Source organism: Enterobacter sp. C3_dUdeg (genome assembly GCF_057536195.1).
The window spans coordinates 306,094-329,341 of the sequence record NZ_BAAKFX010000003.1 but is presented as its reverse complement, the minus strand read 5'-3'; the positions used below and the strand labels follow the sequence as shown (position 1 = coordinate 329,341).

The window sequence follows — 23,248 nt, the reverse complement described above, 5'->3', positions numbered from 1 at the left end:
ATGACTGTTGGTATGTTCACACAAAGGTACAAGCAGCCAAAGATAGTTTCGAATCGTCCCAGTTTAACCAAGTACGCTCCTTAGTCCAGCCCTAAGCTAGTATGGAAATATGGTCTGACCAACATGACCTGCTCCCCGTTGATTAACACCACTATGTTAGTAATGTCTTCATCAGTAACGTCAGGGCAACACAGCGAAACCTTCAACTGCGACGCGGCCGCCAACCTGCTGTCCCACGGGCAGATGACCGACTAAATAAACACAATTAGGTACCGATATTTGAAGACAAATGCTACCGCTACGACCGTTGCCGAACCTACAGCGATTTGGGTATGACGCCGAGCAGAGGTTGATACAAGTTATTCAAACGCAACTCTACGGACGTCTGCACATCGAGGACCATTACGGCCCACTGGGAGGACCGCATCGAGGGCGTGCAACTGTACAAAAGGACGGATTTTCAGTGGCAGGGCCAGCCCCTGTTGCGGGAGGTTCAGAATGGTACGCCATGCCTTTCAGGACTGCTACTGTCTTAACCGAGGGCCTAATTTCCACACTACTGCTGCAATTGGCGTGTCCATAATCGGCCAATTCCAGCCGCCCATAATCCGTAAATATTGATCATAAATACATCGTGGCAATTATGTTTGCATGTAAATATAATTCATTAATACTTTAATGGTGTTACGGCAGCATTAAGAATTAGTAAATCGTTATGGGGTTTGAGCCGCACTTTCATAAGGAATGAAGGATGACACCAATTTTTCGCCCGCAGTGCCCGGACTTTTTGTTGCCCTTCTACGACCTCATTGGGAACGAGTTCCCTACTGATTCGCTAGATTCAAAACGATCAGTATTCAGACCAGTAGAGCGCCATTTCAAGAGACTCAGGAATATTCTTGTCGATACATTTGAAGCTCGCTGCTGCTACTGCGAAATCTATGCAGACCAATCTTCTTCTGGCGTCATCGAAAGGTTTAGACCTAGAGGCTCCCCCCCAGCAAACGAAACGAAAAGACCTCAAGGCTCCTCGTACTGGCATCTTCAGTTTGATTGGAGAAATCTCTATTGGGCCTGCGCTACTTGCAATCGCTATAAAGCCGACCGGTTTCCTCTTTTCGGTGAACCAGCGCCCCCTGGATTACGGTACGATCAGATCCTCGAACATGAGGAGCCCATCCTTCTTGATCCTTGCCATGACAACCCTGATGAACATCTACGCTTCTTGGAGAATGGATTTGTCGAAGGGCTAACTACCCGTGGCATGGAAACAATCCAACTTCTGGATCTTAATCGGCGACAGCTAATTATTTCTCGAGAAGAGCAAGTAAAACTTTTCGCAATCGCTAGCTCACGAGAAAGAGCAGACAAATCCACAGGACATACAGCTCATTGTGCCGTTTGGCGACAAATGCTCCATCATGGAGTTGCTGTTCGGGGAGAAACCATTCACCCTGCTATGCCAGTGAAGATTGAACAGAAAATTGATACTGAAGCAGGCACGGGCTTCGAAGCTTATCGCTCAAAATCTCAGTACATCAGCCGCATTAAGATAAAGAACTTCGGCCCGATCCATATTCTCGATCTTGACTTGAGCCTATCCGAGTCACCTCAGGCACCATGCTTTGCGCTCTTAGGGGAGAACGGCGTAGGAAAGAGCACCGTTTTACGCGCTCTGGCGCTGGCGTTATCAGGGAAAGCATATTCTAAAAGATTGGGGTTAAGCAGCGCCAAGCTTCTCTCTGATGGTGCTTCGGATGGAGAGGTTAGAGTGTCCATCGTCGGCGGCGAAGATGACATCATCATGAAGCTTCGACGCAACCGTGCTATCGAGTTCAACACCGATACTTCAAGGTCTTTAGTCTTGGCTTACGGCGCAACAAGGTTACTGCCAAAAGGAAGGCACAAAGCCAAAGCAGGTGAAGCTCATGCGAAAATTGATAATTTGTTTGACCCCTTCCTGCCTCTGAGCAACCCCGCTGAGTGGCTTTCCACGTTAGAGGAAGGGCGCTTAGCAGAAGTAAATAATGTGCTCGCTAGTCTGATGCCTCAAGACCATCAAGTTACGGTTATTCTGACTCCTGAAACTGGTGCAGTCTCTTTGCAAGTAGGTAACGTGCCAGGTCGCAAATTTGACCATCTCAGTGATGGTTATCAGTCAATGCTTGGCATGGCGGTAGACATCATGAAGGTACTTTATCGCTCTGGATCAACGATGGAGTCCGCCGAAGGCGTAGTGATCATTGACGAACTGGGCAATCACTTCCATCCGGCATGGCGACTTCAGTGCCTATCTGCCCTGCGCGCAGCCTTTCCGCGCGCGCAATTTATTTATAGCACCCATGACCCACTATGCTTAAGAGGGCTACACGCAGGTGAAGTGACTGTATTGAAGCGAGACAGGCTTGGGCATATTTATGCTCTAGAGGATCTTCCCTCTGTATCTAGGCTCAGAGTCGAACAACTTTTATCTTCCGAACATTTTGGCTTACGGAGTACAGCCGATCCTCAGATGGAAGAGGATATTCATGAGTACGAAGTGCTGCTCGGATCGCCTGACCGTACAGAAGATGAAGATGCAAGACTTGCAGAATTGGTGCAACGTTTGACCGATGACCGTTATCTGGGCGCAACTCGCCGTGAACGTCTTGCACTACAGCTTCTGGATACTTCAGGCTTGGAAGATGTGCCGGTACAGCCAAGCATCAGCGCTCGCGAACTATCCGAAAAAACTGTATCTCGGTTGCGTTTTATCATGAATCAAGTATCACCTCGTACTGATACTCAAGGAAATCAGTAAGATGATTAAAGTTGAACGCCCTATAAATAGTACGCCTATTGGACTGGTCGCCGAAGGCCGGGCAGAACGTCGGGCAAATCGTCTTGCCATCCTTGCAGGTCAAAAGCCAAACTTTACAGCTTATTCAACTCAAGCGGTCAGAGCTCAGCTAGCTGCAATTTTTGGCCGGAAATGCGTATTCTGTGAATCACTTTTGGCTGGAACCCAGTCTGGTGATATAGAGCACTACCGCCCCAAAGGAAGGGTGGTCATAGACGCTGCGCCACCACTCAGAACCAAAATCAGAAAAGACGGTTATTACTGGCTAGCAGCCAGTTGGTCCAATCTTTTAATTGCATGCGCTGACTGTAACCGCCCCAGAACACAGCCTGACTTCGATGGCTCATCCCGCGTTATCGGAAAGTCGAATTATTTTCCGCTAGCTGATGAAGCCACGCGAGCATCCGGCCCTCGTGGGTTAAGGAACGAATACCCATTATTGCTCAACCCCTGTATTGATGACCCAGATGAACACTTGGTTTTCCTCGACGATGGCAGGGTTGAACCGGCACTGATAAATGGGCAGGAAAGCAGAAAAGGAAAAGCGAGTATCCAATATCTTGGCCTGGCGAGAGCTGAGCTGTTGCAGATGCGCGCTCGCCATCGGCGAACCGTGATTGCTGCGATTCGACATACTATTGCGGCCCTGGAGGAGGGACGTGATCCAGGAACAGATCTTGATGACCTGCTGACGTTACTTTCCTCCAAAGAAGCATACGTAGCCTATACCCGTACGTTAGTTCGAACTCATATGAGTGCTTACATTGAAGCCTTGGGTCTATAAGGGGTCAGTGCGACGCGCGTTCTCAATGATTAAAACTTATGGCATGCCGCTGTGCTAATTATGCGTAGGAGGTTAAGCGGCATGCGCTAGCGCCTATTGAAGCTCTGGGTATTACCGTGTGTCAGCCAGGAAACCGGGCTCTTCGGGAAGCGGGAGACCTCGGCCGCATCGGTGGCCGCTGGCATATCCGGCAGATGGTGCAGAGCTCTGCCAGTGCCGGGAGAAACCCTCCCTGCACTGTACTGGTTTATCTGATACTTCCCCCAAATGAGCGTTCTTCTTTTGTGTATGCCTTGGTGTATTCTTTGGCAAAGTATTCCAGATGGCTCCTGAGGTTCAGTATCTGTTGACCATAGCGATCCACCCTAAGGCGCTCCAGATAGTGCGGCGCATTGTTGAAAGCAACCAGCGTCCTGTACTCAGGGAATTCGAGCAGCCCCAGCGCACTAAGCCAAGCCTCGCAGATGTAACTCCCCAGATTATGGTCTTCTTTAGAATAATACCCTAATCCATTAAATGTATCTTTGTTGACGAATATCGCCATGTGGTAATGAGATTTGCCGCTGGTTCCCACCTCACGCACCCAGACATGTCGCAGGTCCGTTGGACACACCTGATGTCCTTCCCTCTTACGTCGTTTCTGATGGGCTGCGAAGGCCAGATTACCGGTAAACAGGTCCCCGAAATCATCCTGCTTAACAGTCACGACGGCTCCAGCTCATATCAGATGCTGCCAGGGTTGTTTAGCTTTGTCTGCCAGAACGGGCTTGTCTTTGGCGAAACCTTTGGGGAGGTGCGCGTGCCGCATAAGGGTAATGTGGTGGAGAAAGTCATTGAAGGCGCTTATGAAGTACTGGGGATATTTGACCGGGTTGAAGAGAAGCGGGATGCGATGCAGTCGCTGTTACTCCCGCCACCGGCACAGCAGGCTTATGCAAAAGCCGCCCTGACGTACCGCTTTGGTGAAGAGCAACAGCCGATGACGGCATCCCAGATACTGACGCCCCGCCGCTATGAAGACCGTCAGGACGACCTGTGGTCAGTTTTCAATCGCTGCCAGGAGAACTTGCTGAAAGGGGAGGGGGGGCGTGACGTACTGCCAGAGGCAAACGCAGCCACACCCGCGCGGTTAAAGGCACAGACGGCGACGTTAAGCTCAACCGGGCGCTCTGGGTAATGGCGGAAGAATTGCAGCAGGCGCTGAGCTGATGCCACTGCTGCCTGATAACACCCGCCAGGCTCCCCCAGATCCGACCGCCCTGGAGAACACTCCCGGCTGCCGCTCCATCTCCGATGACAACCTCTGCGCCTGGTGCTCACACCATCTTTATCGTCCCCGTGAACGCAGCCTGTGCAGCTTAAGCATCCCGGAGAGGCACTGGCCGTCACGCTGTGATGAGGATGGCTATGCGCAGTCCTGCCCGTCACTCCGGCTTAACCAGCTTCCCCAACCCGATAAATAAACAAGGAAAAACTAGCATGACCGATATTATTAACCTTAACGATACCCTCCCGTTACCACCACAACCTGCCAGTTCTTCGCCAGCGCTGACCGCCATCCTCGTACAGGACGAGCAGCGGATCAGCTTTTGGCCGCAGCACTTCGGCCGCATCCCGCAGTGGATAATCATTGAGCCAACTGTCTTCGCCTGGATGGACCGCTTCTGCGCAGACTACCACGGCGGTATCTGGAATTTTTACACCCTCAGCAACGGCGGCGCATTTATGACCCCGGAAGCGGAGAGCGATGAACGCTGGTCGCTGTTCAACACTATGAACGGTAACGGCGGTGAACTCAGCGCCGAAGCTGCTGGAATAATGCGCCTTCCGCTGCGGGCCAAAGCGTTCTAACAGGCTAAGCAACTGCTCGTGGACCTCGGTTCCGTAATCAAACAGGCGCGCATGTCCCTGCTGATAGTTCGCCAGCACGTAAAGAAGCAATAATGGCTTATGCGGTGCACGCTGCTCGCCTTTGCGCCAGATGGTGATGTCGGCAATTGCCTGTTCGAGAGTTTTGCTGGAAGCCATCGCATTACGAAAGAAGGTAAATAATTGCGATGATGCTCGCAAAACCCAGACCAATCAACCCGCAATTAACAAAAACATGACCTTACCGTACATAACACTATTTCCTGAATCCCCCTCGCAAATTCCAAATTTCCCTCACACCAAACCGCTGTATTTATATTCAGCCCTGTATAATGGTCACCAGAAATTACGCCGAACGGCAAAGGAAGTATCAAAGAGAATTTAAAGAAGAATTCGCGATATGAAGGTGCTGCAACACCCCCATACCGCTAACCACAAACAACTTACAAGGAGTTGAAAATGGCTGTGACGAATTTTAAGCCAGAGTTTACTGTTTGCAAAACAGAATCAGACGCTTTCACCGGCATGATTGAAAACCACGAGCTGGTACGCAAAAACAGCGCCCGCCGACTTCACGGCAACCAGCCCAACGCGGCGCCCGTCCATCCCCGCGCGGAGACGCTGCAGGACAGTGCCGCCTGCTGCGAACTCTATTCCCGAATAGATATGAAATACCTTCTTCTGGGCGGCGAGTGGTTAACCCGTGCGGGCTTTATCGACGGCATGCCGGTGAAAATCCGCGCCATGAAAGACTGCATCGTGATTACGCCACAGCATACAAGAGAATTATGGGGTTGCCTGGAAGGTATGAGCGTGGTGAATATCAATAAACAGAAAGTCGCGCAGTGGCTGAAGACGTTTCCGGGGGCGTTAAATGATACAGGCGATATACCGTCTGTTAAGCGTGGAACAGGCCAGGCGATGTCGGAGTAACTTTGCTTCCCACCTTATGTAATCCCTGAAGCAATAAAACGATACGGGCATGTCATCCCATGCCCGTTTTAAGTAAAAATCAATCGTGCTTAACCTGCTCTTTCACCGCGTTAACCAGCGCAGCGTGAAGTTCGCCGACGGTTAAATCACATATAACAGGTTCGGGTATGCCACGTACCCAGCGGATAAATCGACAGATGCCAAAAAAGTCTATGCCTTCACCCGTAAACAGATACTCATTCTCCGCGAGAGAGAACGTTTTCCTGTAGCCATCTTCTTCCGTAGCAAGCTGAACGCCAAACGCTTCTTCGCAGTCTTCCAGTAGGTCTTCCCCGTCGATACCGCAAATATGCAAATCGGCCTCAATCAACGTATTGCTATCGATAGGTTTACGATGCTCACCTGAGGAGTTTCGAACAACCTCAATGACTTGAGAGAGAGTGGGTTCCATAATGATGCTCTCCTTTAAAGCGGTAGAAATCATCGCTAGCGCTTCCCGGCGGTGCTCCGCTTGGTCGGACCGGCAGGCACAACGTTACCTCGGCCCGAGAAATGTTAAAGTCGGTTCAGGCTATCGCCATATGATTCCAGGCATCTCTGTAAACTATATTTCCGTCACAGTGTTTCCAGGTGATTGCCTCATATCTTAGCTCGATCATCTCTGTATGTGTTCCTGTTCCAGAACCCGGGAACAGATTGGGCGTGATACCCGTGATTTTTACATTCTCCAGAATAATGTTGAAATATTCTCTCTCGATTCCTGCATCATCAATTTGATACATTTTGATCGTAGCCGATTTTAGCGTTTGGTTTTCACACAGTGCCTTAATGAGAACCGGTGTTGTTTTATCAAACTCTTTCTGAACGGCAATCGGTGTATGTACACGGGTACCTGTTAGTCGGCCTGTATTTCCACTCACAGGAATGGTGAGGTGATGAGCGACCGCCTTTAATTCAATAGCGCCTAACCTACCGGACACCATGGAACCTCCTGGGACTGGTGAGCCATTAGCATCGGTTAACCAAAGATATGCTGGATTTGACATGATTATTCCTCATCTATTTTTACAAAAGAAGGTAGGTGCAACATCGCCACGACCCATATGAACAAGCCAATAATTTTCAGCGGCCATGGTTCAAGGACAGCTATACAAGCAAATGCACCGATGATCAGTAAGGGGCCCGATAACACATCCAGGATCCCACCCAAAATGGATATCTTTCCTGGCAGTAATTTATTCATTACTAATGAAATAATGTAAGCGCTTAGGGTAATGATGCAAAAAGCGATTGTTTTATCATGCCAGGTTTCGAATTCAACCCAGCAAAGGATATAGGCTAATACTAAATATGAGCAAAGAAGCAGGTTTATAATTGGGATGATAAACTTACTCATACGCGCCTGCCGTAGTGTGTGTAGTTATTTTTTCATTAACTTTCTTCATGATCTGATTAAATACAGGTTTTCCTTCTGAATAACCTACATGGATAGCATCTACGAAAGGCTGGACGGCATCAGCAAACAGAAAATAAAGTAGGTCATAGTCTCTGTGTCTCAGAAGTTCATATACCTCCGGTGCTTCTGCTTTGAGTCTGTCAGATGTCCTAATTGATCGTTCAGCCATTCCCCCAAATAAAAGAAGTGTGCTCAGTGCTGTGATTGGGTTACCTTTCCCTTTAAAAACAACAAACGTGAAGGACGTTCTTTCAATAACATGTTTCGCGATAGTTGATGCAATAATATTTGTTGGTATTCTACCTGCAATTGAAGTTGTTACAGTTCTGTATAATTTATCCTGCTCCGCTTCAGTTAAATATCTATTGAATTCTTTAAATATGATTCTTACAGCGTTGACTATATTCTCATAATTCAAGGTGTCGTTTTTTATGGCAGTGAACATTCGTATTCTTTGAGTTTCACGAGCATATCTTGTATCCGTGTCAAAGATACCATAAACCAGATATCCATAATCTAACGGTACAGATAGCCCTCCATTTATAAGCCCAGTAACTGTATCAGGAGAAGCGATTATGTTGCATAACCTTCGGGCTATATCTTCTACATCAGCCATAGTATCCCTTTAATTGTATTATAAAGGATAATATCAATGTGATATTTATGCGATTAAAGCAATTTATTTTATCTAAACGATAGATTAAGAATTATTAACGGCATTAATATTATCTAAATGAGATAATACGCGGCTTCGTGCCTATCCCACGCACTACACCGCTCAATCTCAATCAACTCACTTCATCAAAACACCGGCACCCCCAGCCCAACCTTCACCTCCCTCAACGTCTCCTGCGTCACCCCCTGCGCTCGTTCCGTTCCGCGCTTCAGCATCGCCATCAGCTCTCCCTTATCCTGCATATACATCGCCCTTCGCTCCCGCATCGGCGCAATCAGCTCCTGTAGGCACGCCTCCAGCTCGTTCTTGCACGCCCGGTCCCCCAGCCCGCCCGCCTGATAGTGCGCCTTCATCACCGCCACTTTTTCCCTGTCCGGATGAAACGCGTCGAGATACGTAAACACCACGTTCCCCTCAATCTGCCCCGGGTCGCTCACCTTCAGGTGGTTCGGGTCGGTGTACATGGCGCTGACCGCACGGTGGATCGTCTCTTCACTGGCCGAAAGGTGCAGCGTGTTGCCGAGCGATTTCGACATCTTGGCGCTGCCGTCGATGCCGGGCAGGCGGCTGGTGTCGCTCAGCATCGCCTTACAGTGGCGCAGCACCGGAGCGGGCAGCAGGCTGTTCATCTTGTGCACAATCTCGTTGGTCTGCTCAATCATGGGCAGCTGGTCGTCGCCGACGGGCACGCACTCGGCCTTAAACGCGGTGATGTCCGCCGCCTGGCTGATGGGGTAGGCCATAAACCCGACCGGCAGCGAGCGGGCAAAGCCCTTCTGCGCAATCTCGTTTTTGACCGTCGGGTTACGCTCCACGCGGGCGACGGTGACGATGTTCATATACAGCATCGTCAGCTCGGCGAGTGCGGGCAGGGCGGACTGCAGGCAGATCGTGGTCAGGTTCGGGTCGATGCCCGCGGCGAGGTAGTCGGCCAGCACTTCGGGAATGTTGTCGCGGATTTTCTGCGGGTTGCTGCCGTTGTCGGTCAGCCCCTGCAGGTCGGCGATCAGTACAAACTGGCTGTGCGTCCGCTGGAGCGCCACGCGCTGGCGCAGCGATCCGACGAAGTGGCCGAGGTGCAGCGGGCCGGTTGGACGGTCGCCGGTGAGGATGGTTTGCGTGTTCATAAAGACTCCTTAACGTTGTAATGCCGAAAGGGGTCTTAAATGTGAGAAAGCCGCCTTTCGGCGGCTATCTGAAAATGGGGAAAACTACTCCGAGCCGCCTTTAAGAAGGCAGCCACCAGCGGTTTACGGTGAGCACGGCGTGGTTTATGTTCATGCTTTTACCGTATCACGTCCGGCGCGAAAAACAAAAGGGCACGTCATGCTGCAATCACTCAACCATCTGACCCTCGCGGTCAGCGACCTGCAAAAAAGCGTCACCTTCTGGCACGAGCTGCTGGGGCTGACCCTGCACGCCCGCTGGAATACCGGGGCCTATCTCACCTGCGGCGATCTGTGGGTCTGCCTGTCGTACGACGAGGCGCGCCAGTACGTGCCGCCGCAGGAGAGCGACTACACCCACTACGCGTTTACCGTGGCGGAAGAGGATTTTGAACCGTTCTCGCAAAGGCTGGAGCAGGCGGGCGTCACCGTCTGGAAGCAGAACAAAAGCGAGGGGGCGTCGTTCTATTTTCTCGACCCGGACGGGCACAAGCTGGAGCTGCACGTGGGCAGCCTCGCCGCGCGGCTGGCGGCGTGTCGCGAGAAGCCCTATGCGGGCATGGTGTTTACCTCAGACGAGGCTTGAGCCGCGCACCTTCAGCCTGCAGGTCCTGTCTCAGCAATCATTGGCTACGTGACGCTGGCGGAGCGAAAGCGCCGGGTGGCGGCTGCGCCTTACCCGGCCTGGAAAAAATTACAGCGACTTCACAAACGCCAGCAGGTCTTCGTTAAGCTGGTCCTGGTGGGTCAGCGCGAAGCCGTGCGGCGCGTTGTCGTACACCTTCAGCGTGGCGTTTTTGATCATCTCCGCCGCCAGCTTGCCGGTGCTTTCAAACGGTACGATCTGGTCGTTGCTGCCGTGGATCACCAGCGTCGGCACGTCGATTTTCGCCATATCCGGGCGGAAGTCGGTTTCGCCGAACGCGGTCACGCAGTCGATGGTGCCCTTCAAAGACGCCAGCAGGGCGATGTTCAGCGTCTGGGTCAGGGCTCCGGCGGAAACGGTCTGCCCGGCGTTGATGCCGTAGAACGGCGTCGCGAAGTCGCTGATGAACTGGGCGCGATCTTTACGCAGTCCGTCGCGAATGCCGTCGAACACGCTCTGATCCACACCCTGCGGGAAGGAGTCGGATTTACCGAAGATCGGCGTCACCGCGCCCAGCAGCGCCAGACCGGCCACGCGCGCGCTGCCGTAGTTGTTGATGTAGCGGGTCACGTCGCCGCCGCCCATGGAGAAGCCCACCAGCGTGACGTCCTGCAGATCCAGTGTGGTGATCAGGTCGTTGATGTCGGACGCAAAAGTGTCGTAGTCGTAGCCGTTCCACGGCTGATCCGAGCGGCCAAAGCCGCGACGGTCAAAGGCGATGGCGCGGAAGCCGCGCTCGGCCAGGTAGTTCAACTGGCTGTCCCACATGTCGCCGTCCAGCGGCCAGCCGTGGCTGAAGAGAACCGGTTTGCCCGCGCCGCCTTCTTTGTAGTAAATCTGCGTGCCGTCTTTTGCCTTAAACGTTGCCATAGTGTGTTCCTGTGCAGGTGATGGTTATGGTTATACCGGCGCGACCAGATAACGAATTGCCGGTGATGTTGTGCCCTGATGAAAAGCCAGAACGCGGCTCTGCAGCAGGAGGTCATTCATGGTGTGGCGCTCCTGCTGGCGCAGATGCTCGATCCACGAGCCCATCAGGAAGGTCTCGATAAACAGACCGGGGCGCTCAATATCCTCGTATACCGCCCAGCTCATCGCCCCGGCGCGGCGGCGCACCCGGCGCAGCTCGTGGACGGCTTCCAGGAAGGCCCTGGTGTTCTGCGGGTCGATGATGTACTCGTGCGACACCAGCACCGGGCCGCGCTCGTTGGGCAGATCGATCTCCACGCCGTCCAGCGGCTGGCCGCTCAGGTCGAGGTTCAGGTCCGGATCTTTCCCCAGCTTCCAGCGGAACACGGTGGCGCTCGCCAGCACCATCCCCAGCGTGGCGACAACCAGCGAGGTTGGGGTGCCGAAGCGGGAAGCGATCTGCCCCCAGATGGCGCTGCCCGCGGTCATCGAGCCGAAGAACACCGTCAGGTAAACCGCCAGCGCGCGGGCCTTCACCCAGCGGGCGGCGCTGCGCTGCGCGCCGAGGTTCAGCGTTGAAAGCACCGCAATCCACGCGAAGCCGGTGAAGAACTCAAACAGGTTGAGCAGCCAGACGTGGCGCACGAACGCCAGCGCCAGCATGGTAAGGGCAAAGGTCAGGCTGGCGGCCACCATCAGGCGGTCGGCGTCGAGCCGCTGGCGCAGGCGCGGCAGCAGAATGGCCCCGGCAATCGCCCCCAGGCCAATGCACGCCAGCATCACGCCGTAGCCCGCCGGGCCTAAGCCCAGCTCGCGGCGCGCCACCAGCGGCAGCAGCGCCCAGCCCGCGCTGCCGAAAACGAAGAAGGCCACGGTGCGCACCAGCACGTTGCGCAGCACCGGCGCGGCGTGCACGTAGCGGATGCCGGAGCGCACCGCGGAGAAGAAGTGCTCCGGCGGCAGGCGCTGTATGGACGGTGCCGGACGCCAGCGCCACAGCACCCACGCCACGCCGACCACGGACAGCGCGTTGAGGGCAAACACCATCCACGGCCCGGCGAGCGACAGCAGAAAACCGCCCAGCGCGGGGCCAATCGCCCGGCTGATGTTCACCCCGAGCGAGTTCAGCGCCACGGCGGCGCCCAGCTCCGGCTTGCTCACCAGATCGGGCACCACGGCCTGAAACGGCGGCGAGCTCATCGCCGCGCCCACGCTCAGCAGAAACGTCGCCACCAGCAGAACGGCGGGGGTGACGTGTCCGGTGAAGGAGAGCACCGTCAGCCCGGCGGCGGCGATGAACACCCAAAGCTGGGAGAAGAGCAGGTATTTACGTCGGTCGACGATGTCCGCCATCACCCCGGACGGCAGGGCGAAGAGGAACATCGGCAGGCTGCTGGCCGCCTGCACCAGCGCGATATCCAGCGGGTCGGTGCTCAGGGTCAGCATGCTCCAGTTGATGCCAACGTCGCTCATCCATGAGCCGACGTTAGAGACCACCGTGGCGATCCACAGCATGCGGAACACCGGCTGGCTCAGCGGCTGCCAGGGCGAAACCGTCGGTGCGGGCGTCGTCTCGACGTGTGCGTCGCGAACGTCGTTAACCTGGGTCATGCGTACCTCTCCGCTGTCTTACGCTGCAGCCGCCACTGGCCCGGCCCGGTGAGGGCGAGGGTGGTGAAGATAATCAGCAGCAGCCAGCCAAACTGCCCTTCGGCAATCGACCAGTTCGGGTGGACCGCCAGCATCGCCACCAGCAGCAAGGCGATAATCGGCAGGCACGCCAGGCGGGTGTACACGCCCGCAATGATAAACAGCGGGCAGATCACCTCGGCGAAAATTGCCGGGATCAGGCTGGCGTAAGGCCCGAAGCCGAACGGATCTTCAATGCGCGTCAGCTCGTCGCTGAAGTGCAGCACCTTCGGCAGGCCGTGCACGTAGAGCAGCAGCAGGCTGCCGGTCAGGCGCAGGAAGAACAGCCCCAGGTCGACCCGGGGCGGGGTAAAGGTGTTTTTCATCAGAATGCAAAGCAGCTGCAGCCCAGCGCCCCCCAGAAAGCGTTATCGTCGGACACCGGCATCTCTGACGTGCGGGCGAAATCATGCTGGTGGCTGTGAACCCCGCACGGCCCGCTGCAGTGGTGGACGGCGTTCATCCCGACGCGGGCGGCCTGCGGCGGCGCGCTGCGGTAGTGGCCCGGCACCTTCACCACCGGGGACCACTCGGGCAGAACCGGAATGGCAGGCGGCGCGAGCGGGCCAAAAGCGCCTGCGGCGTAAACGATATCGCCGTTGACCACCGTCAGAACGGACTCGATGCCCTTGATCTCCTCTTCCGGCACGCGGAAGAAGTCTTTGCTCAGCACCGCCAGATCGGCGAGCTGGCCGACCTTGATCTGCCCCTTCTGGTTCTGCTCGCTGGAGAACCACGCGCTGCCCTGGGTCCAGAGCATAAGGGCGGTATCGCGATCCAGACGGGCGCTATGGTCGTACATCTGCATCCCGCCGACGGTGCGGCCGGAGACCAGCCAGTAGAGCGCGGTCCACGGGTTGTAGCTCGCCACGCGGGTGGCGTCCGTCCCTAAGCCCACCGGCACGCCGGTCTCGAGCATTTTCGCCACCGGCGGCGTGTGGCGGGTAGCTTCGATGCCGTAGCGCTCGGCAAAGTATTCCCCCTGGAAGGCCATGCGGTGCTGGACGGCAATGCCGCCGCCGAGCGCTTTGATGCGGTCGATGTTGGCCTGGGTAACGGTTTCCGCATGGTCGAAGAACCAGTGCAGGCCGCTGAACGGTATGTCGCGGTTCACCTTCTCGAAGACGTCCAGCATGCGGCTGATGGATTCGTTATAGGTGGCGTGCAGGCGGAACGGCCAGCGGTGCTCCACCAGATGGCGCACCACGCGCTCCAGCTCGTCTTCCATGCCCGGCGCGAGGTCCGGGCGCGGTTCGAGGAAGTCTTCAAAATCGGCGGCGGAGAAGACCAGCATCTCGCCCGCGCCGTTGTGGCGGAAGAAGTCGCTGCCCTGGCCCGGCGTGAGCATGTCGGTCCATTTTTCAAAGTCTTCCAGCTCGTGGCCCGGACGCTGGGTAAACAGGTTGTAGGCGATGCGGATGGTCATCTGCTTTTTCTCGTGCAGCTCGGCAATCACCTCGTAATCTTCCGGGTAGTTCTGGAAGCCGCCGCCCGCGTCGATGGCGCTGGTCAGCCCCAGACGGTTGAGCTCGCGCATGAACTGGCGCGTGGAGTTGACCTGCTGCTCCAGCGGCAGCTTCGGCCCTTTGGCGAGCGTGGCGTAGAGGATCATGGCGTTCGGACGGGCAATCAGCATCCCGGTCGGGTTGCCGTTGGCGTCGCGCTGGATCTCCCCGCCCGGCGGGTTTGGCGTGTCTTTGGTGTAGCCGACCACCTTCAGCGCGGCGCGGTTGAGCAGGGCGCGGTCGTACAGGTGCAGGATGAAGACCGGGGTGTCCGGCGCGGCGTCGTTGATCTCGTCCAGGGTCGGCATCCGGCGCTCGGCAAACTGGAACTCGGTCCAGCCGCCCACCACGCGCACCCACTGGGGCGACGGCGTGCGCAGGGCCTGCTCTTTCAGCATCCGCAGGGCGTCGGCCAGCGACGGCACGCCTTCCCAGCGCAGCTCAAGGTTGTAGTTCAGCCCGCCGCGAATGAGGTGCAGGTGCGAGTCGTTCAGGCCGGGGATGGCGGTGTGGCCTTTTAAGTCGACCACTTTGGTGCCTTCGCAGTGGTGCTGCATTACCTCGGCGACGGTACCCACTTCCAGAAATTTTCCGTCGCGCACGGCAACGGCTTCCGCGACGGGGTTCTCGCGATCGACGGTGTGAAACTGGCCGTTAACCAGAATGAGATCGGCTTTACCAAGGGTAACCATAAACTGCTCCTGACTGAGAGGGGAATGGTCAGGATTATGGGAACCGGTTTCGGCAAAGATCCAGTTATACAATAGGATAGGTATACCAAAGTATAACTATACCTAAGGTTAACTATACGAATAGATAATTACGCGCAAAGACGGAAAACCGCAGGATGAGGGTGACTTTATCGTCGCGGCGCTCGCGGCGATTTCACCCTTAACCACTGGAAAATGCTATGACCTCTTCAAAGCTCGAAGTGTTAACCCCTGCGAACTGTCAGGTAATCTTTATCGATCACCAGCCTCAGATGGCGTTTGGCGTGCAGTCTATTGACCGTCAGGTGCTGAAAAACAACACCGTGGCGCTGGCGAAAGCGGCTAAGGTGTTCAACATCCCGACCATCATCACCACCGTTGAGACCGAAAGCTTCTCCGGTAATACCTATCCGGAGCTGCTGGACGTGTTCCCGGGCCAGGACATTCTGGAGCGTACCTCCATGAACTCCTGGGACGACCAGAAGGTGCGTGACGCGCTGCAGGCCAACGGCAAGAAGAAAGTGGTGGTTGCCGGCCTGTGGACCGAAGTGTGCAACAACAGCTTTGCCCTGTGCGCGATGCTGGAAGGCGACTACGAAATTTATATGGTGGCGGACGCGTCCGGCGGCACCTCCAAAGAAGCCCACGACTACGCGATGCAGCGCATGATCCAGGCGGGCGTGATCCCGGTCACCTGGCAGCAGGTGATGCTGGAGTGGCAGCGCGACTGGGCGCGTAAAGAGACCTACACCGCGGTGATGGATATCGTGCGCGAGCACTCCGGCGCGTACGGCATGGGCGTCGATTACGCCTACACCATGGTGCACAAAGCGCCGTCTCGCCAGAAGAGCGAGCACCGCACCTTAGCGCCGGTCCCGGCACGCTAAGTTCCGCTGGCGGGCTGGTCCCTCATCCGGCTCGCCGCTGCCTCTTTCTCTGGAGTTCATAATGAGTACTGGGCTGATATCCCTTGCGGCAGGCGTGTTGATTGGCCTGATGTATGCCGTGCTGAAGGTGCGCTCCCCCGCGCCGCCCGCGCTGGCGCTGATTGGCCTGTTGGGGATGCTGGCGGGTGAACAGGCGACGCGTCATCTTTTATCCCGTGACGGCGCGCCGCCGCCTCCGGTGACCGTTCCGCAGGCCAAATCGCAGACGGGGGCGTCGTCATGAAAGCATGGATAATTTCGCTGGTGTGCGGCGTGGTTGCTGGGGTAATTTACGCCCTGCTCGACGTGCATTCCCCGGCGCCGCCGGTTGTCGCCCTGCTTGGCCTGTTTGGCATGCTGGTGGGCGAACAGCTCATCCCGGTGGGACGGCGTTTACTGAGTCGCGAACCGCTTACCCTCGCCTGGTTTCGTCACGAATGCGTGCCGAAAATCAGCGGCACGGCGCCCCCTGCGCCCGCGAAGGACGATCGCGACGTTTAATGATTTGTGAGAGGAAAGAGAGCATGACGCTGCCGTGGCGCATTGCCATCATTGATGACGAACGATCCGTCCGCAGCGGGCTGAGTAATCTCCTGGAGTCGGAAGGCTATGCCGCCGATACGTTTGATTCGGCAGAGGTGTTTCTGAGCCATCCTTTCGCCCTGTCCGGTGCGGCGCTGGTGATCACCGACATCAAGCTGCGGGGCATGAGCGGCCTGGAGCTGTTTGAAAAGCTGCGGCTGCTGGCCGTACCGCCTCCGCCCGTGCTCTTTATCTCCGGTCATGCTGATGAAAATATGCAGCGGTACGCTCTTAATCTGGGCGCCGCTGCATTTTTGCGTAAGCCTATTAACATCGATATTCTGCTGGATCATATTCAGCGGGAGCTGGCCCGCCGACAATAAGGATCGCGGATGAACGAACACGAGCAGCCTGCATTCTGGCCCGCCCAGGGGAATCTTCACCAGGGGCGGGTTTTTGTCCTTAAAGAGGATGTGATTTTTACCGTGCTGGCGCAGGAGGGCGGAATCGCCTGGATGCACGCGCGACATCCTCACTCCGGCGGCTCGTTCATTATCGCCACCGCGGTCAGCGACGAAGAGGAAGAGCGGGCCACCCGGCTGCTCAAAAACGAGTTTGCGCTGCGCAACGTGCTGCAGGACAGCTGGGCCATACGCGCCGTCGCGTCAACGCAGTACCGGGGGCGCTTCGCGCTGGTGTACGCCCCGTTTTCGTTTGAACTGCTGGCGCGGCGCGCGGGCAGGGCGATCTCGGGCATCACGCGCTTTCTCGAGATGGCGATCCAGATCTGCGTTCCCCTGCGCCAGATGCATCTGCAAAACCTGATCCACGGCGATATCAAGCCCGGCAGTATTTTTGTTCATCACGACGCCACCTGCCGCCTGGGCAGCTTTGGCCTTTCCAGCAGTCTCTCCGATGCCATCACCCAGACCCGGCTTGCCGTTTCAGGCGGTACGCCCGCGTATATGTCGCCGGAGCACACCACCCGCACCCAGCGCCCCGTCGACGGCCGCAGCGATCTCTACAGCCTCGGTATGGTGCTGTACGAACTTCTGACCGGACGCCTGCCGTTTGAGCTGGGGGAGGACGATCGGGCCAACTGGGCGCACTACCATATTGCCTCCGCGCCGCTGGCCCCGGACGCGATCCGCCCGGACGTGCCGGGAATGCTGTCGACCATCATCCTGAAGCTGCTGGAAAAGCACCCCGATAACCGCTACCAGACGGTCGACGGGTTGATTGCCGACCTCCGCCGCTGCCAGGCGACGCTGACCTGCGAGGGCGAGATCGTCGCTTTTACCCCCGGCCAGCAGGACCGCACCCCGGCGATCCATCTGGCGGACTCCCTGTTCGCGACGCATCCGCAGGCGAACGACGTTATTGCGGCGTTTGAGCGGGTGAGTCAGAACCTGGTGCCGGAGCTGGTGACGATCGGCGGGCCGTCGGGGATCGGCAAATCTTCGATCATCGCGACGGCGCTTAAAACGCTGCAGCAGCGCACTGTGCTGCTGGCGGTGGGCAAAGTCGACCAGTTTTCGCCGTCGCTGCCCTACGGCGTATTAAGTTCCGCGTTCCGCACCCTGACGCTGCACCTGCTGGGGCTGCCCGCAGACGAGGTGGCGAAGTGGAAAATCCGCCTGTCTCGCGCCCTGGAGGGGCACGAGGCGCTGGCCGTCAGCCTCGTGCCCGAGCTGGGCCTGCTGCTGGAGAGCAAGCCGCGCTTCTCGGCCGATACGTTTTCCATAGATGCCCGGGCGCGCTTCAGCCATATGGTGCTGGCGCTGGTAAAAACCTTTGCCTCGCAGGGCTGCCCGCTGGTGCTGGTGCTCGACGATCTCCAGTGGAGCGACGCCGCCAGCCTGCACACGCTCAAATATCTGCTGATGAACTGCGGCGCTGTTCCTCTGCTGGTGGTCGCGGCCCACCGGGATATCAGCGCCGTGCCCGACGCCGCCCTGCAGGCGCTGCTGGCAGGCCTGCCGGAGGCGGCGCAAAACGCGAGCGAGATTGTCCCGCAGGCGCTTTCCGTGAAAGCAGTGGCGCGCTGGCTGGCGACGGTATTTCGCACCCGCAGCGCGGCGACGACCGACCTCGCCACGCTGATCCACGAGAAAACGGGTGGCAACCCGCTCTTTGTGCACGAGTTTTTCCGCCGCATCGTGGATGACGGCCTGGTGGTGCACAACAAATATCAGGACAAGTGGCACTACGATCTGCAGGCGATCCGCGCCAGGCATTACACCGAAAACCTCGTCACCCTGGTGCTGGAGCAGCTTGAAGAGCTGCCCGACGAGACGCGCCGCCTGCTGGGCAGCATCGCCTGCCTCGGCGGCACGGGCGAGATGGAGATGATCTGCCGCGTGGTCGGCATGTCGATGGCGGAAATGCGCTATGCGCTGCACCCGGCGGTGATGGCCCAGCTCATCGTGCTGGCGGAAAAAAAGTACGCCTTCACCCACGACCGGGTGCAGGAGGCCGCCTTTGCGCTGCTGGATCGGCATGAGAGAAGCCATATTCACCTGACCACCGCCAGCCTGCTGGCCGACGCCGCGCGTCAGGCGGCGGGGAACGAGCTGCTGTTCCGCGCCGTTCACCACGTCACGGCCGCGCTGGACAGCATCCAGCCCGCCCCGCAGCGCGAGATGTTCCGCGAGCTGAGCCTGCTGGCCGCGCGACGCGCGAAGCGCTCCGGGGATTATCCTTCGGCGCTCGGCTATATCCAGACCGCCAGAGCGCTGGGCAACGCCGGGACGGTGTCGGACTTTATGCTCGATATCGAAGAGGCGGGCTGCGAGTTTGCGCTGGGGCACCTGGAGCGGACCCGCGAGCTGTGTGACGCCATTCTCGGCTGCCCCGGCGGGCTGACCGAAAAGGCGCTGGCGGCCAACCTGCTGGTGGAGGTGTACATTCGCCAGTCGGACAGCCGTCTGGCGCTTGAGGCGGCGCTCTGCTGGCTGGGGATTTTCGGTATTCAGATTAGCCGCTATCCGGAAGATGCCGACTGCGACGAGGCCTGGGCGCTGTTTTGCAACCGCACGGCCGACGCGCCGAAAAACCTGTTTGCCCAACTGTCGCGGATGGATAACCCGGAAACCGAAGCGGTGATGAACCTGCTCTACAGCGCCAGCATTTGCGCCAGCTTCATCTGCCCGCGCCTGCACTTTTTGCTGCTCTGCCGCATGATGCACCTGACTCTCGACCACGGCATTACCGGCGCCTCCACCACGGCGATGGCCTGGTTTGGCGTGCTGATTGGCCACCGCTACGCCGAGTATCGCCTTGGGTTCCAGTACGGCACGCTGGCCCGCGAGCTGGTCAATCGCCACGGCTACGACGCGTTCGAAGCCAAAACCCTGCTGCCGCTCGACCAGCTCAGCGTCTGGACCCAGCCTTTATCGTTTACCATCGAGTGCGCGAAGGCCTGCTTCACCTCGGCGGTGACCCACGGAGATATGACGATGGCCTGCTTTGCGGCCTGCCACCAGGTGATTAACTTCCTCTCGCGGGGCGATCACCTGGACGGGGTGCTGACCAGCATCGATCGCGGCCTGGCGTTCGTGCGTAAAACCCACTTCCAGGACGTGGAAACCATTTTGATGGTCCAGCGCGGCTACGTTGAGTTTCTGCGAACGCCGGTCATCGGCACCTGGACCGCGTCGCAGGTGCTGCCGGAGGCGCTGCTTCCCGCGTCGCCGGAGCAGGCGCCGGAGAAAAACTCCACCATGCTCTTCTGGTACTGGCTGTATCGCGGCATGGCGCACTTTACCTGCGGCGAATATGCCGACGCGCAGGCGGATCTCGAGATGGCGGGCTGGTACGCGTGGTCTGCGCCGGGCCACATCCATCTGCTGGATTACCATCTCTACAGCGCCCTGGCGCTCTCCCGTCAGCTGACGCCGGAGACCTTCTCGGCGAACCACCGCCGCAGCATTCACGCCCACTACGACAAAATCGCCCTCTGGGCGCGCGTTAATCCCGGCACGTTCGCGGATAAAGAGGCGCTGATTTACGCCGAAATCGTGCGTCTGGACGGAATGAACAGCATTGCGCTCGAGCAGTATGAGAAGGCGGTCCGGCTCTCGCGCGAGGGCGGCTTTAACCCGATCAACGCCCTGGCCCACGAGCTGGCGGGGCGCTTTTCGCTGGCCTGCGGTTACCCGACCGCCTCGGACGCGCACTTCCGCGGCTCGATTGCCGCCTGGGGCCGCGCGGGGGCGCAGGCCAAGGTGCGCCAGCTGGAGCAGGATTTCCCGCACCTGCTGGCCTCCGGGCAGGCCAGCGCCTACGACACGGTGGCGTTCGCCCAGAATGAGACGATCCGCGATCTGCAAAGCGTCATCAAAGCCTCCCGCGCGCTGTCGGAAGAGATTAACCTTGAGCGCTTAATCGAAAACCTGATGACCATCCTGCTCGAACGCGCCGGGGCGCAGCGGGGCCTGCTGCTGCGCGTGAGCGAGAGCCTCATCCCGGAGATTGAGGCCAGCGCCTGGACCAGCACCGAGGGCGTGCGGGTGCGGATCCTGAAAGACGTGCCGACGGCGACCGACCTGCCGCTGTCGGTGCTGGCGGCGGTGATCCGCACCGGACAGGAGATCCGCACCGGCAGGCCGGAGGAGTTCCATCCCTTCAGTCAGGACCCTTATCTGGTGACCTCGGGGGCGGCGGTCATGTGCGTCCCGATGTTCAAACAGGCGCGGCTGGTAGGCGTGCTCTACCTCGAAAACCGCCTGATGCCGGAGGTCTTCACCGCCGAGCACTCGCGCGTGGTGAGCCTGCTGGGCGCCCAGGCCGCGGTATCCCTGGAGACGGCGCGGCTGTACGCCGAGCTGCTGGCGGAGAACATCCAGCGCCGACGGGTGGAGAAAGAGCTGCGATCCAGCCAGACCTCGCTGATGCTCGGCGAGCAGATCAGCCACACCGGCAGCTGGCGCTGGGAGCTGGAGCAGGATCTGATGTTTGTCTCGGAAGAGTACGCCCGCATTCTCGGCCTGCCCGGGCAGCAAAAGACGATCTCCATGGCGGAGTTTCTGACCTTCGTCCATGAGGACGATTACGCCCGCATCAGCGCCATCGTCACCCAAAGCGTGCGCGACGGGCTCTCCATGCGCGCGGAGTTTCGCGTTAAGCGTACCGACGGCTCAACGCGCTACATCCTCGGGATTGGCGATCCGGTGGGCGTGGGCAGCGAGGTGAACGAGTATTATGGCATCATCACCGATATCACCGGCCAGCGCGCGGCGGAGGATGCCATGCGGGTCGCGCAGGCGGATCTGGCACGGGTGTCCCGGGCCACCACCGTCGGACAGCTGACCTCATCCATTGCCCACGAGATCAACCAGCCGCTGATGTCGATCGTCTCGAACGCCGGGGCGAGCCTGCGCTGGCTCAACCGCGAGCCCGCCCGTCTGGATAAAGTGCGTGAGGGGCTGGAGGAGATCGCCGCGGAAGGCGCGCGGGCGGGGGAGATCATTCGCAGCATCCAGTCCCTGACGCGCAAGCAGGATCCCACCTTCTCGCGCATCGACATGCACTACCTGATCCACCATATCATCACGCTCTCCCGCAGCGAGCTGGAGCAGAGACACATTAGCGTTGATTATCTGTTACAGGCGCAGAACAGCTTTATCACCGGCGATAGCGTGCAGATCCAGCAGGTGCTGCTCAATCTGGTGATGAATGCGGTAGAGGCGATGGCCGAGGTGAAGGATCGCGCCAGCACCATTACCCTCAGCACCGCCAACGCGGACGGGAAGGTGATCGTCGAGATCGCCGATACCGGAAGCGGCATTGAGCCCGAGCGGCTGGAGCAGATTTTTGACTCGTTCTACTCCACCAAGGCGCAGGGGATGGGGATGGGGCTGACCATCAGCGCCAGCATCATCGAGCGCCACTGCGGGAAGCTGAGTGCGCGCCGCCGGGAGCCGTACGGCACGGTGTTCGCGTTTGCGCTGCCGCTGGCGGCGCAGGAAGGGTAAAGGTTACTCCGCAGGCTGGCTATTGGTCAGGCGCTCAACGGCCCTGACCAGCTCCGCGACGGAGCGCACCTGCATTTTCTCCATCACGCGGCGGCGGTGCACCTTCACCGTGATCTCGCTGACGCCCAGCTCGGCGGCAATCTGCTTGTTCAACATGCCGCTTATCGCCAGCGTCAGCACCTCGTGCTCGCGCGGGGTGAGGGACATGTGGCGCTGCTTCAGGGCGTAGTGCTCTTTATTGCGCGCGGCATTGTGTTCCGCCAGCTGAAGCGCGGACTCAATGGCGTCGATAAGCGCGGTGGATTCGACGGGCTTGGTGAGAAATTCGTACGCGCCGCCTTTAATGGCGCGCACCGACATCGGGATAGTGCCGTGGCCGGTAAGAAAAATAATCGGGATCTCGCGCCCGCTGTCCTTTAGGGCGTCAGCCACCTCAAAGCCCGAGATGGCGGGCATTTGCATATCGAGGACCACGCACGACGGGAGCTCTTCAAAGCGGTGTTGAAGAAACGCTTCTGCCGATGAAAAGCCGACGGCGTTCAGGTCCGCCGAATCCAGCAGCCCGATCACGGACTGCCTGACCGCGTCATCGTCATCAACCACATACACAATGTGTTCCATTCACCGCCCCGGTGCTGATTTA

Annotated in this window: 21 protein-coding genes and 3 pseudogenes; 12 read left to right on the top strand and 12 right to left on the bottom strand. The window is 57.9% G+C overall.

Annotated features, from left to right (window positions below; all coding sequences use genetic code 11):
- Positions 1-751 precede the first annotated feature (751 nt).
- Both AC27FC_RS11585 and AC27FC_RS11580 read left to right on the top strand, forming a co-directional pair.
- Complete coding sequence (locus AC27FC_RS11585; protein ID WP_487160179.1) at positions 752-2,800, top strand: AAA family ATPase; 2,049 nt, start codon at positions 752-754, stop codon at positions 2,798-2,800.
- 1 nt (position 2,801) lies between these two features.
- Entirely contained in the window at positions 2,802-3,623 is an 822-nt protein-coding gene (locus AC27FC_RS11580; protein ID WP_113656636.1) for an HNH endonuclease family protein, read from the top strand.
- A gap of 247 nt (positions 3,624-3,870) precedes the next feature.
- Here AC27FC_RS11580 and AC27FC_RS11575 read toward each other — a convergent pair whose 3' ends face one another.
- A complete protein-coding gene (locus tag AC27FC_RS11575; protein ID WP_487160178.1) occupies positions 3,871-4,236 on the bottom strand; it encodes a YagK/YfjJ domain-containing protein in 366 nt (121 codons plus the stop codon).
- Positions 4,237-4,275: 39 nt separating this feature from the next.
- Between AC27FC_RS11575 and AC27FC_RS11570 the strand changes: the two are divergent.
- The 3 genes and pseudogenes from AC27FC_RS11570 to AC27FC_RS11560 all read left to right on the top strand — a co-directional run.
- Positions 4,276-4,832, top strand: a pseudogene (locus tag AC27FC_RS11570) (DUF932 domain-containing protein); the annotation flags it as partial.
- Positions 4,832-5,086 carry a hypothetical protein gene (locus AC27FC_RS11565; RefSeq protein ID WP_259389503.1) on the top strand — a complete coding sequence of 85 codons (255 nt, stop codon included), beginning with the start codon at positions 4,832-4,834 and terminating at the stop codon, positions 5,084-5,086. The pseudogene AC27FC_RS11570 and the gene AC27FC_RS11565, both read left to right, overlap by 1 nt.
- Positions 5,087-5,102: 16 nt before the next feature.
- Positions 5,103-5,441, top strand: a pseudogene (locus tag AC27FC_RS11560) (antirestriction protein); the annotation flags it as partial.
- A 9-nt stretch (positions 5,442-5,450) separates the two neighbouring features.
- Here the strand turns inward: AC27FC_RS11560 and AC27FC_RS11555 are convergent.
- Positions 5,451-5,651: pseudogene (locus AC27FC_RS11555) on the bottom strand (phosphorothioated DNA-binding restriction endonuclease family protein); the annotation flags it as partial.
- Positions 5,652-5,951: 300 nt separating this feature from the next.
- On the opposite strand from AC27FC_RS11555, the gene AC27FC_RS11550 reads away from it, so the two are divergent.
- Positions 5,952-6,425 carry a SymE family type I addiction module toxin gene (locus AC27FC_RS11550; protein WP_196354835.1) on the top strand — a complete coding sequence of 158 codons (474 nt, stop codon included), beginning with the start codon at positions 5,952-5,954 and terminating at the stop codon, positions 6,423-6,425.
- Between the two features lie 79 nt (positions 6,426-6,504).
- On the opposite strand, the gene AC27FC_RS11545 is transcribed toward AC27FC_RS11550, so the two are convergent.
- The 5 genes from AC27FC_RS11545 to trpS form a co-directional block, all read right to left on the bottom strand.
- Positions 6,505-6,876 carry a hypothetical protein gene (locus tag AC27FC_RS11545; RefSeq protein WP_096149874.1) on the bottom strand — a complete coding sequence of 124 codons (372 nt, stop codon included), beginning with the start codon at positions 6,874-6,876 and terminating at the stop codon, positions 6,505-6,507.
- Positions 6,877-6,991: 115 nt separating this feature from the next.
- The gene (locus tag AC27FC_RS11540; protein ID WP_196354836.1) at positions 6,992-7,471 is read right to left on the bottom strand and encodes an Hcp family type VI secretion system effector; all 480 of its coding nucleotides are present in this window, start codon (positions 7,469-7,471) and stop codon (positions 6,992-6,994) included.
- 2 nt (positions 7,472-7,473) lie between these two features.
- Entirely contained in the window at positions 7,474-7,821 is a 348-nt protein-coding gene (locus tag AC27FC_RS11535; RefSeq protein ID WP_196354837.1) for a hypothetical protein, read from the bottom strand.
- The gene (locus AC27FC_RS11530; RefSeq protein ID WP_487160175.1) at positions 7,814-8,497 is read right to left on the bottom strand and encodes a hypothetical protein; all 684 of its coding nucleotides are present in this window, start codon (positions 8,495-8,497) and stop codon (positions 7,814-7,816) included. Before AC27FC_RS11530 ends, AC27FC_RS11535 begins: the two co-directional genes overlap by 8 nt.
- Before the next feature lie 185 nt (positions 8,498-8,682).
- Positions 8,683-9,684 carry a tryptophan--tRNA ligase gene (gene trpS / locus AC27FC_RS11525; RefSeq protein WP_196354839.1) on the bottom strand — a complete coding sequence of 334 codons (1,002 nt, stop codon included), beginning with the start codon at positions 9,682-9,684 and terminating at the stop codon, positions 8,683-8,685.
- 199 nt (positions 9,685-9,883) lie between these two features.
- On the opposite strand from trpS, the gene fosA reads away from it, so the two are divergent.
- On the top strand, positions 9,884-10,309 hold the full coding sequence (gene fosA / locus AC27FC_RS11520; RefSeq protein WP_047718350.1) for a FosA/FosA2 family fosfomycin resistance glutathione transferase: 426 nt from the start codon (positions 9,884-9,886) through the stop codon (positions 10,307-10,309).
- Between the two features lie 108 nt (positions 10,310-10,417).
- Here fosA and AC27FC_RS11515 read toward each other — a convergent pair whose 3' ends face one another.
- From AC27FC_RS11515 to AC27FC_RS11500, 4 genes are read right to left on the bottom strand one after another with little or no spacing between them, the layout of a single operon-like run.
- Positions 10,418-11,239: an alpha/beta fold hydrolase gene (locus AC27FC_RS11515; RefSeq protein ID WP_063617485.1), complete on the bottom strand. Its 822-nt coding sequence runs from the start codon at positions 11,237-11,239 to the stop codon at positions 10,418-10,420.
- A gap of 30 nt (positions 11,240-11,269) precedes the next feature.
- Positions 11,270-12,889 carry an MFS transporter gene (locus tag AC27FC_RS11510; protein ID WP_143347589.1) on the bottom strand — a complete coding sequence of 540 codons (1,620 nt, stop codon included), beginning with the start codon at positions 12,887-12,889 and terminating at the stop codon, positions 11,270-11,272.
- Positions 12,886-13,293 carry a DoxX family protein gene (locus tag AC27FC_RS11505; protein ID WP_196354840.1) on the bottom strand — a complete coding sequence of 136 codons (408 nt, stop codon included), beginning with the start codon at positions 13,291-13,293 and terminating at the stop codon, positions 12,886-12,888. Before AC27FC_RS11505 ends, AC27FC_RS11510 begins: the two co-directional genes overlap by 4 nt.
- A complete protein-coding gene (locus tag AC27FC_RS11500; RefSeq protein ID WP_196354841.1) occupies positions 13,293-15,164 on the bottom strand; it encodes an amidohydrolase in 1,872 nt (623 codons plus the stop codon). The genes AC27FC_RS11505 and AC27FC_RS11500 overlap by 1 nt, the downstream gene beginning before the upstream one ends.
- 218 nt (positions 15,165-15,382) lie before the next feature.
- On the opposite strand from AC27FC_RS11500, the gene AC27FC_RS11495 reads away from it, so the two are divergent.
- From AC27FC_RS11495 to AC27FC_RS11475, 5 genes are all read left to right on the top strand, one after another.
- Complete coding sequence (locus AC27FC_RS11495) at positions 15,383-16,069, top strand: hydrolase (RefSeq protein WP_023334356.1); 687 nt, start codon at positions 15,383-15,385, stop codon at positions 16,067-16,069.
- Positions 16,070-16,130: 61 nt separating this feature from the next.
- On the top strand, positions 16,131-16,352 hold the full coding sequence (locus AC27FC_RS11490; RefSeq protein WP_029739325.1) for a DUF1427 family protein: 222 nt from the start codon (positions 16,131-16,133) through the stop codon (positions 16,350-16,352).
- Entirely contained in the window at positions 16,349-16,609 is a 261-nt protein-coding gene (locus AC27FC_RS11485; protein ID WP_010427264.1) for a XapX domain-containing protein, read from the top strand. Before AC27FC_RS11490 ends, AC27FC_RS11485 begins: the two co-directional genes overlap by 4 nt.
- A 23-nt stretch (positions 16,610-16,632) precedes the next feature.
- Entirely contained in the window at positions 16,633-17,013 is a 381-nt protein-coding gene (locus AC27FC_RS11480) for a response regulator transcription factor (protein ID WP_196354842.1), read from the top strand.
- A 9-nt stretch (positions 17,014-17,022) separates the two neighbouring features.
- Positions 17,023-22,605, top strand: a complete 5,583-nt coding sequence (locus tag AC27FC_RS11475; protein ID WP_196354843.1) for an ATP-binding protein — start codon at positions 17,023-17,025, stop codon at positions 22,603-22,605.
- A gap of 3 nt (positions 22,606-22,608) precedes the next feature.
- Here AC27FC_RS11475 and AC27FC_RS11470 read toward each other — a convergent pair whose 3' ends face one another.
- Positions 22,609-23,226 carry a response regulator transcription factor gene (locus AC27FC_RS11470; protein ID WP_032660951.1) on the bottom strand — a complete coding sequence of 206 codons (618 nt, stop codon included), beginning with the start codon at positions 23,224-23,226 and terminating at the stop codon, positions 22,609-22,611.
- Positions 23,227-23,248: the final 22 nt, after the last annotated feature.

What these genes read in the sequence shown, in the direction of transcription:
- AC27FC_RS11565 (WP_259389503.1), top strand. Translation starts at nt 4,832, where the DNA reads ATGCCACTGCTGCCTGATAACACCCGCCAGGCTCCCCCAGATCCGACC.
- AC27FC_RS11480 (WP_196354842.1), top strand. Translation starts at nt 16,633, where the DNA reads ATGACGCTGCCGTGGCGCATTGCCATCATTGATGACGAACGATCCGTC.
- AC27FC_RS11585 (WP_487160179.1), top strand. Translation starts at nt 752, where the DNA reads ATGACACCAATTTTTCGCCCGCAGTGCCCGGACTTTTTGTTGCCCTTC.
- AC27FC_RS11580 (WP_113656636.1), top strand. Translation starts at nt 2,802, where the DNA reads ATGATTAAAGTTGAACGCCCTATAAATAGTACGCCTATTGGACTGGTC.
- AC27FC_RS11490 (WP_029739325.1), top strand. Translation starts at nt 16,131, where the DNA reads ATGAGTACTGGGCTGATATCCCTTGCGGCAGGCGTGTTGATTGGCCTG.
- AC27FC_RS11545 (WP_096149874.1), bottom strand. Translation starts at nt 6,876, where the DNA reads ATGGAACCCACTCTCTCTCAAGTCATTGAGGTTGTTCGAAACTCCTCA.
- AC27FC_RS11500 (WP_196354841.1), bottom strand. Translation starts at nt 15,164, where the DNA reads ATGGTTACCCTTGGTAAAGCCGATCTCATTCTGGTTAACGGCCAGTTT.
- AC27FC_RS11515 (WP_063617485.1), bottom strand. Translation starts at nt 11,239, where the DNA reads ATGGCAACGTTTAAGGCAAAAGACGGCACGCAGATTTACTACAAAGAA.
- AC27FC_RS11485 (WP_010427264.1), top strand. Translation starts at nt 16,349, where the DNA reads ATGAAAGCATGGATAATTTCGCTGGTGTGCGGCGTGGTTGCTGGGGTA.
- AC27FC_RS11540 (WP_196354836.1), bottom strand. Translation starts at nt 7,471, where the DNA reads ATGTCAAATCCAGCATATCTTTGGTTAACCGATGCTAATGGCTCACCA.
- fosA (WP_047718350.1), top strand. Translation starts at nt 9,884, where the DNA reads ATGCTGCAATCACTCAACCATCTGACCCTCGCGGTCAGCGACCTGCAA.
- AC27FC_RS11505 (WP_196354840.1), bottom strand. Translation starts at nt 13,293, where the DNA reads ATGAAAAACACCTTTACCCCGCCCCGGGTCGACCTGGGGCTGTTCTTC.
- AC27FC_RS11530 (WP_487160175.1), bottom strand. Translation starts at nt 8,497, where the DNA reads ATGGCTGATGTAGAAGATATAGCCCGAAGGTTATGCAACATAATCGCT.
- trpS (WP_196354839.1), bottom strand. Translation starts at nt 9,684, where the DNA reads ATGAACACGCAAACCATCCTCACCGGCGACCGTCCAACCGGCCCGCTG.
- AC27FC_RS11475 (WP_196354843.1), top strand. Translation starts at nt 17,023, where the DNA reads ATGAACGAACACGAGCAGCCTGCATTCTGGCCCGCCCAGGGGAATCTT.
- AC27FC_RS11535 (WP_196354837.1), bottom strand. Translation starts at nt 7,821, where the DNA reads ATGAGTAAGTTTATCATCCCAATTATAAACCTGCTTCTTTGCTCATAT.
- AC27FC_RS11510 (WP_143347589.1), bottom strand. Translation starts at nt 12,889, where the DNA reads ATGACCCAGGTTAACGACGTTCGCGACGCACACGTCGAGACGACGCCC.
- AC27FC_RS11495 (WP_023334356.1), top strand. Translation starts at nt 15,383, where the DNA reads ATGACCTCTTCAAAGCTCGAAGTGTTAACCCCTGCGAACTGTCAGGTA.
- AC27FC_RS11550 (WP_196354835.1), top strand. Translation starts at nt 5,952, where the DNA reads ATGGCTGTGACGAATTTTAAGCCAGAGTTTACTGTTTGCAAAACAGAA.
- AC27FC_RS11470 (WP_032660951.1), bottom strand. Translation starts at nt 23,226, where the DNA reads ATGGAACACATTGTGTATGTGGTTGATGACGATGACGCGGTCAGGCAG.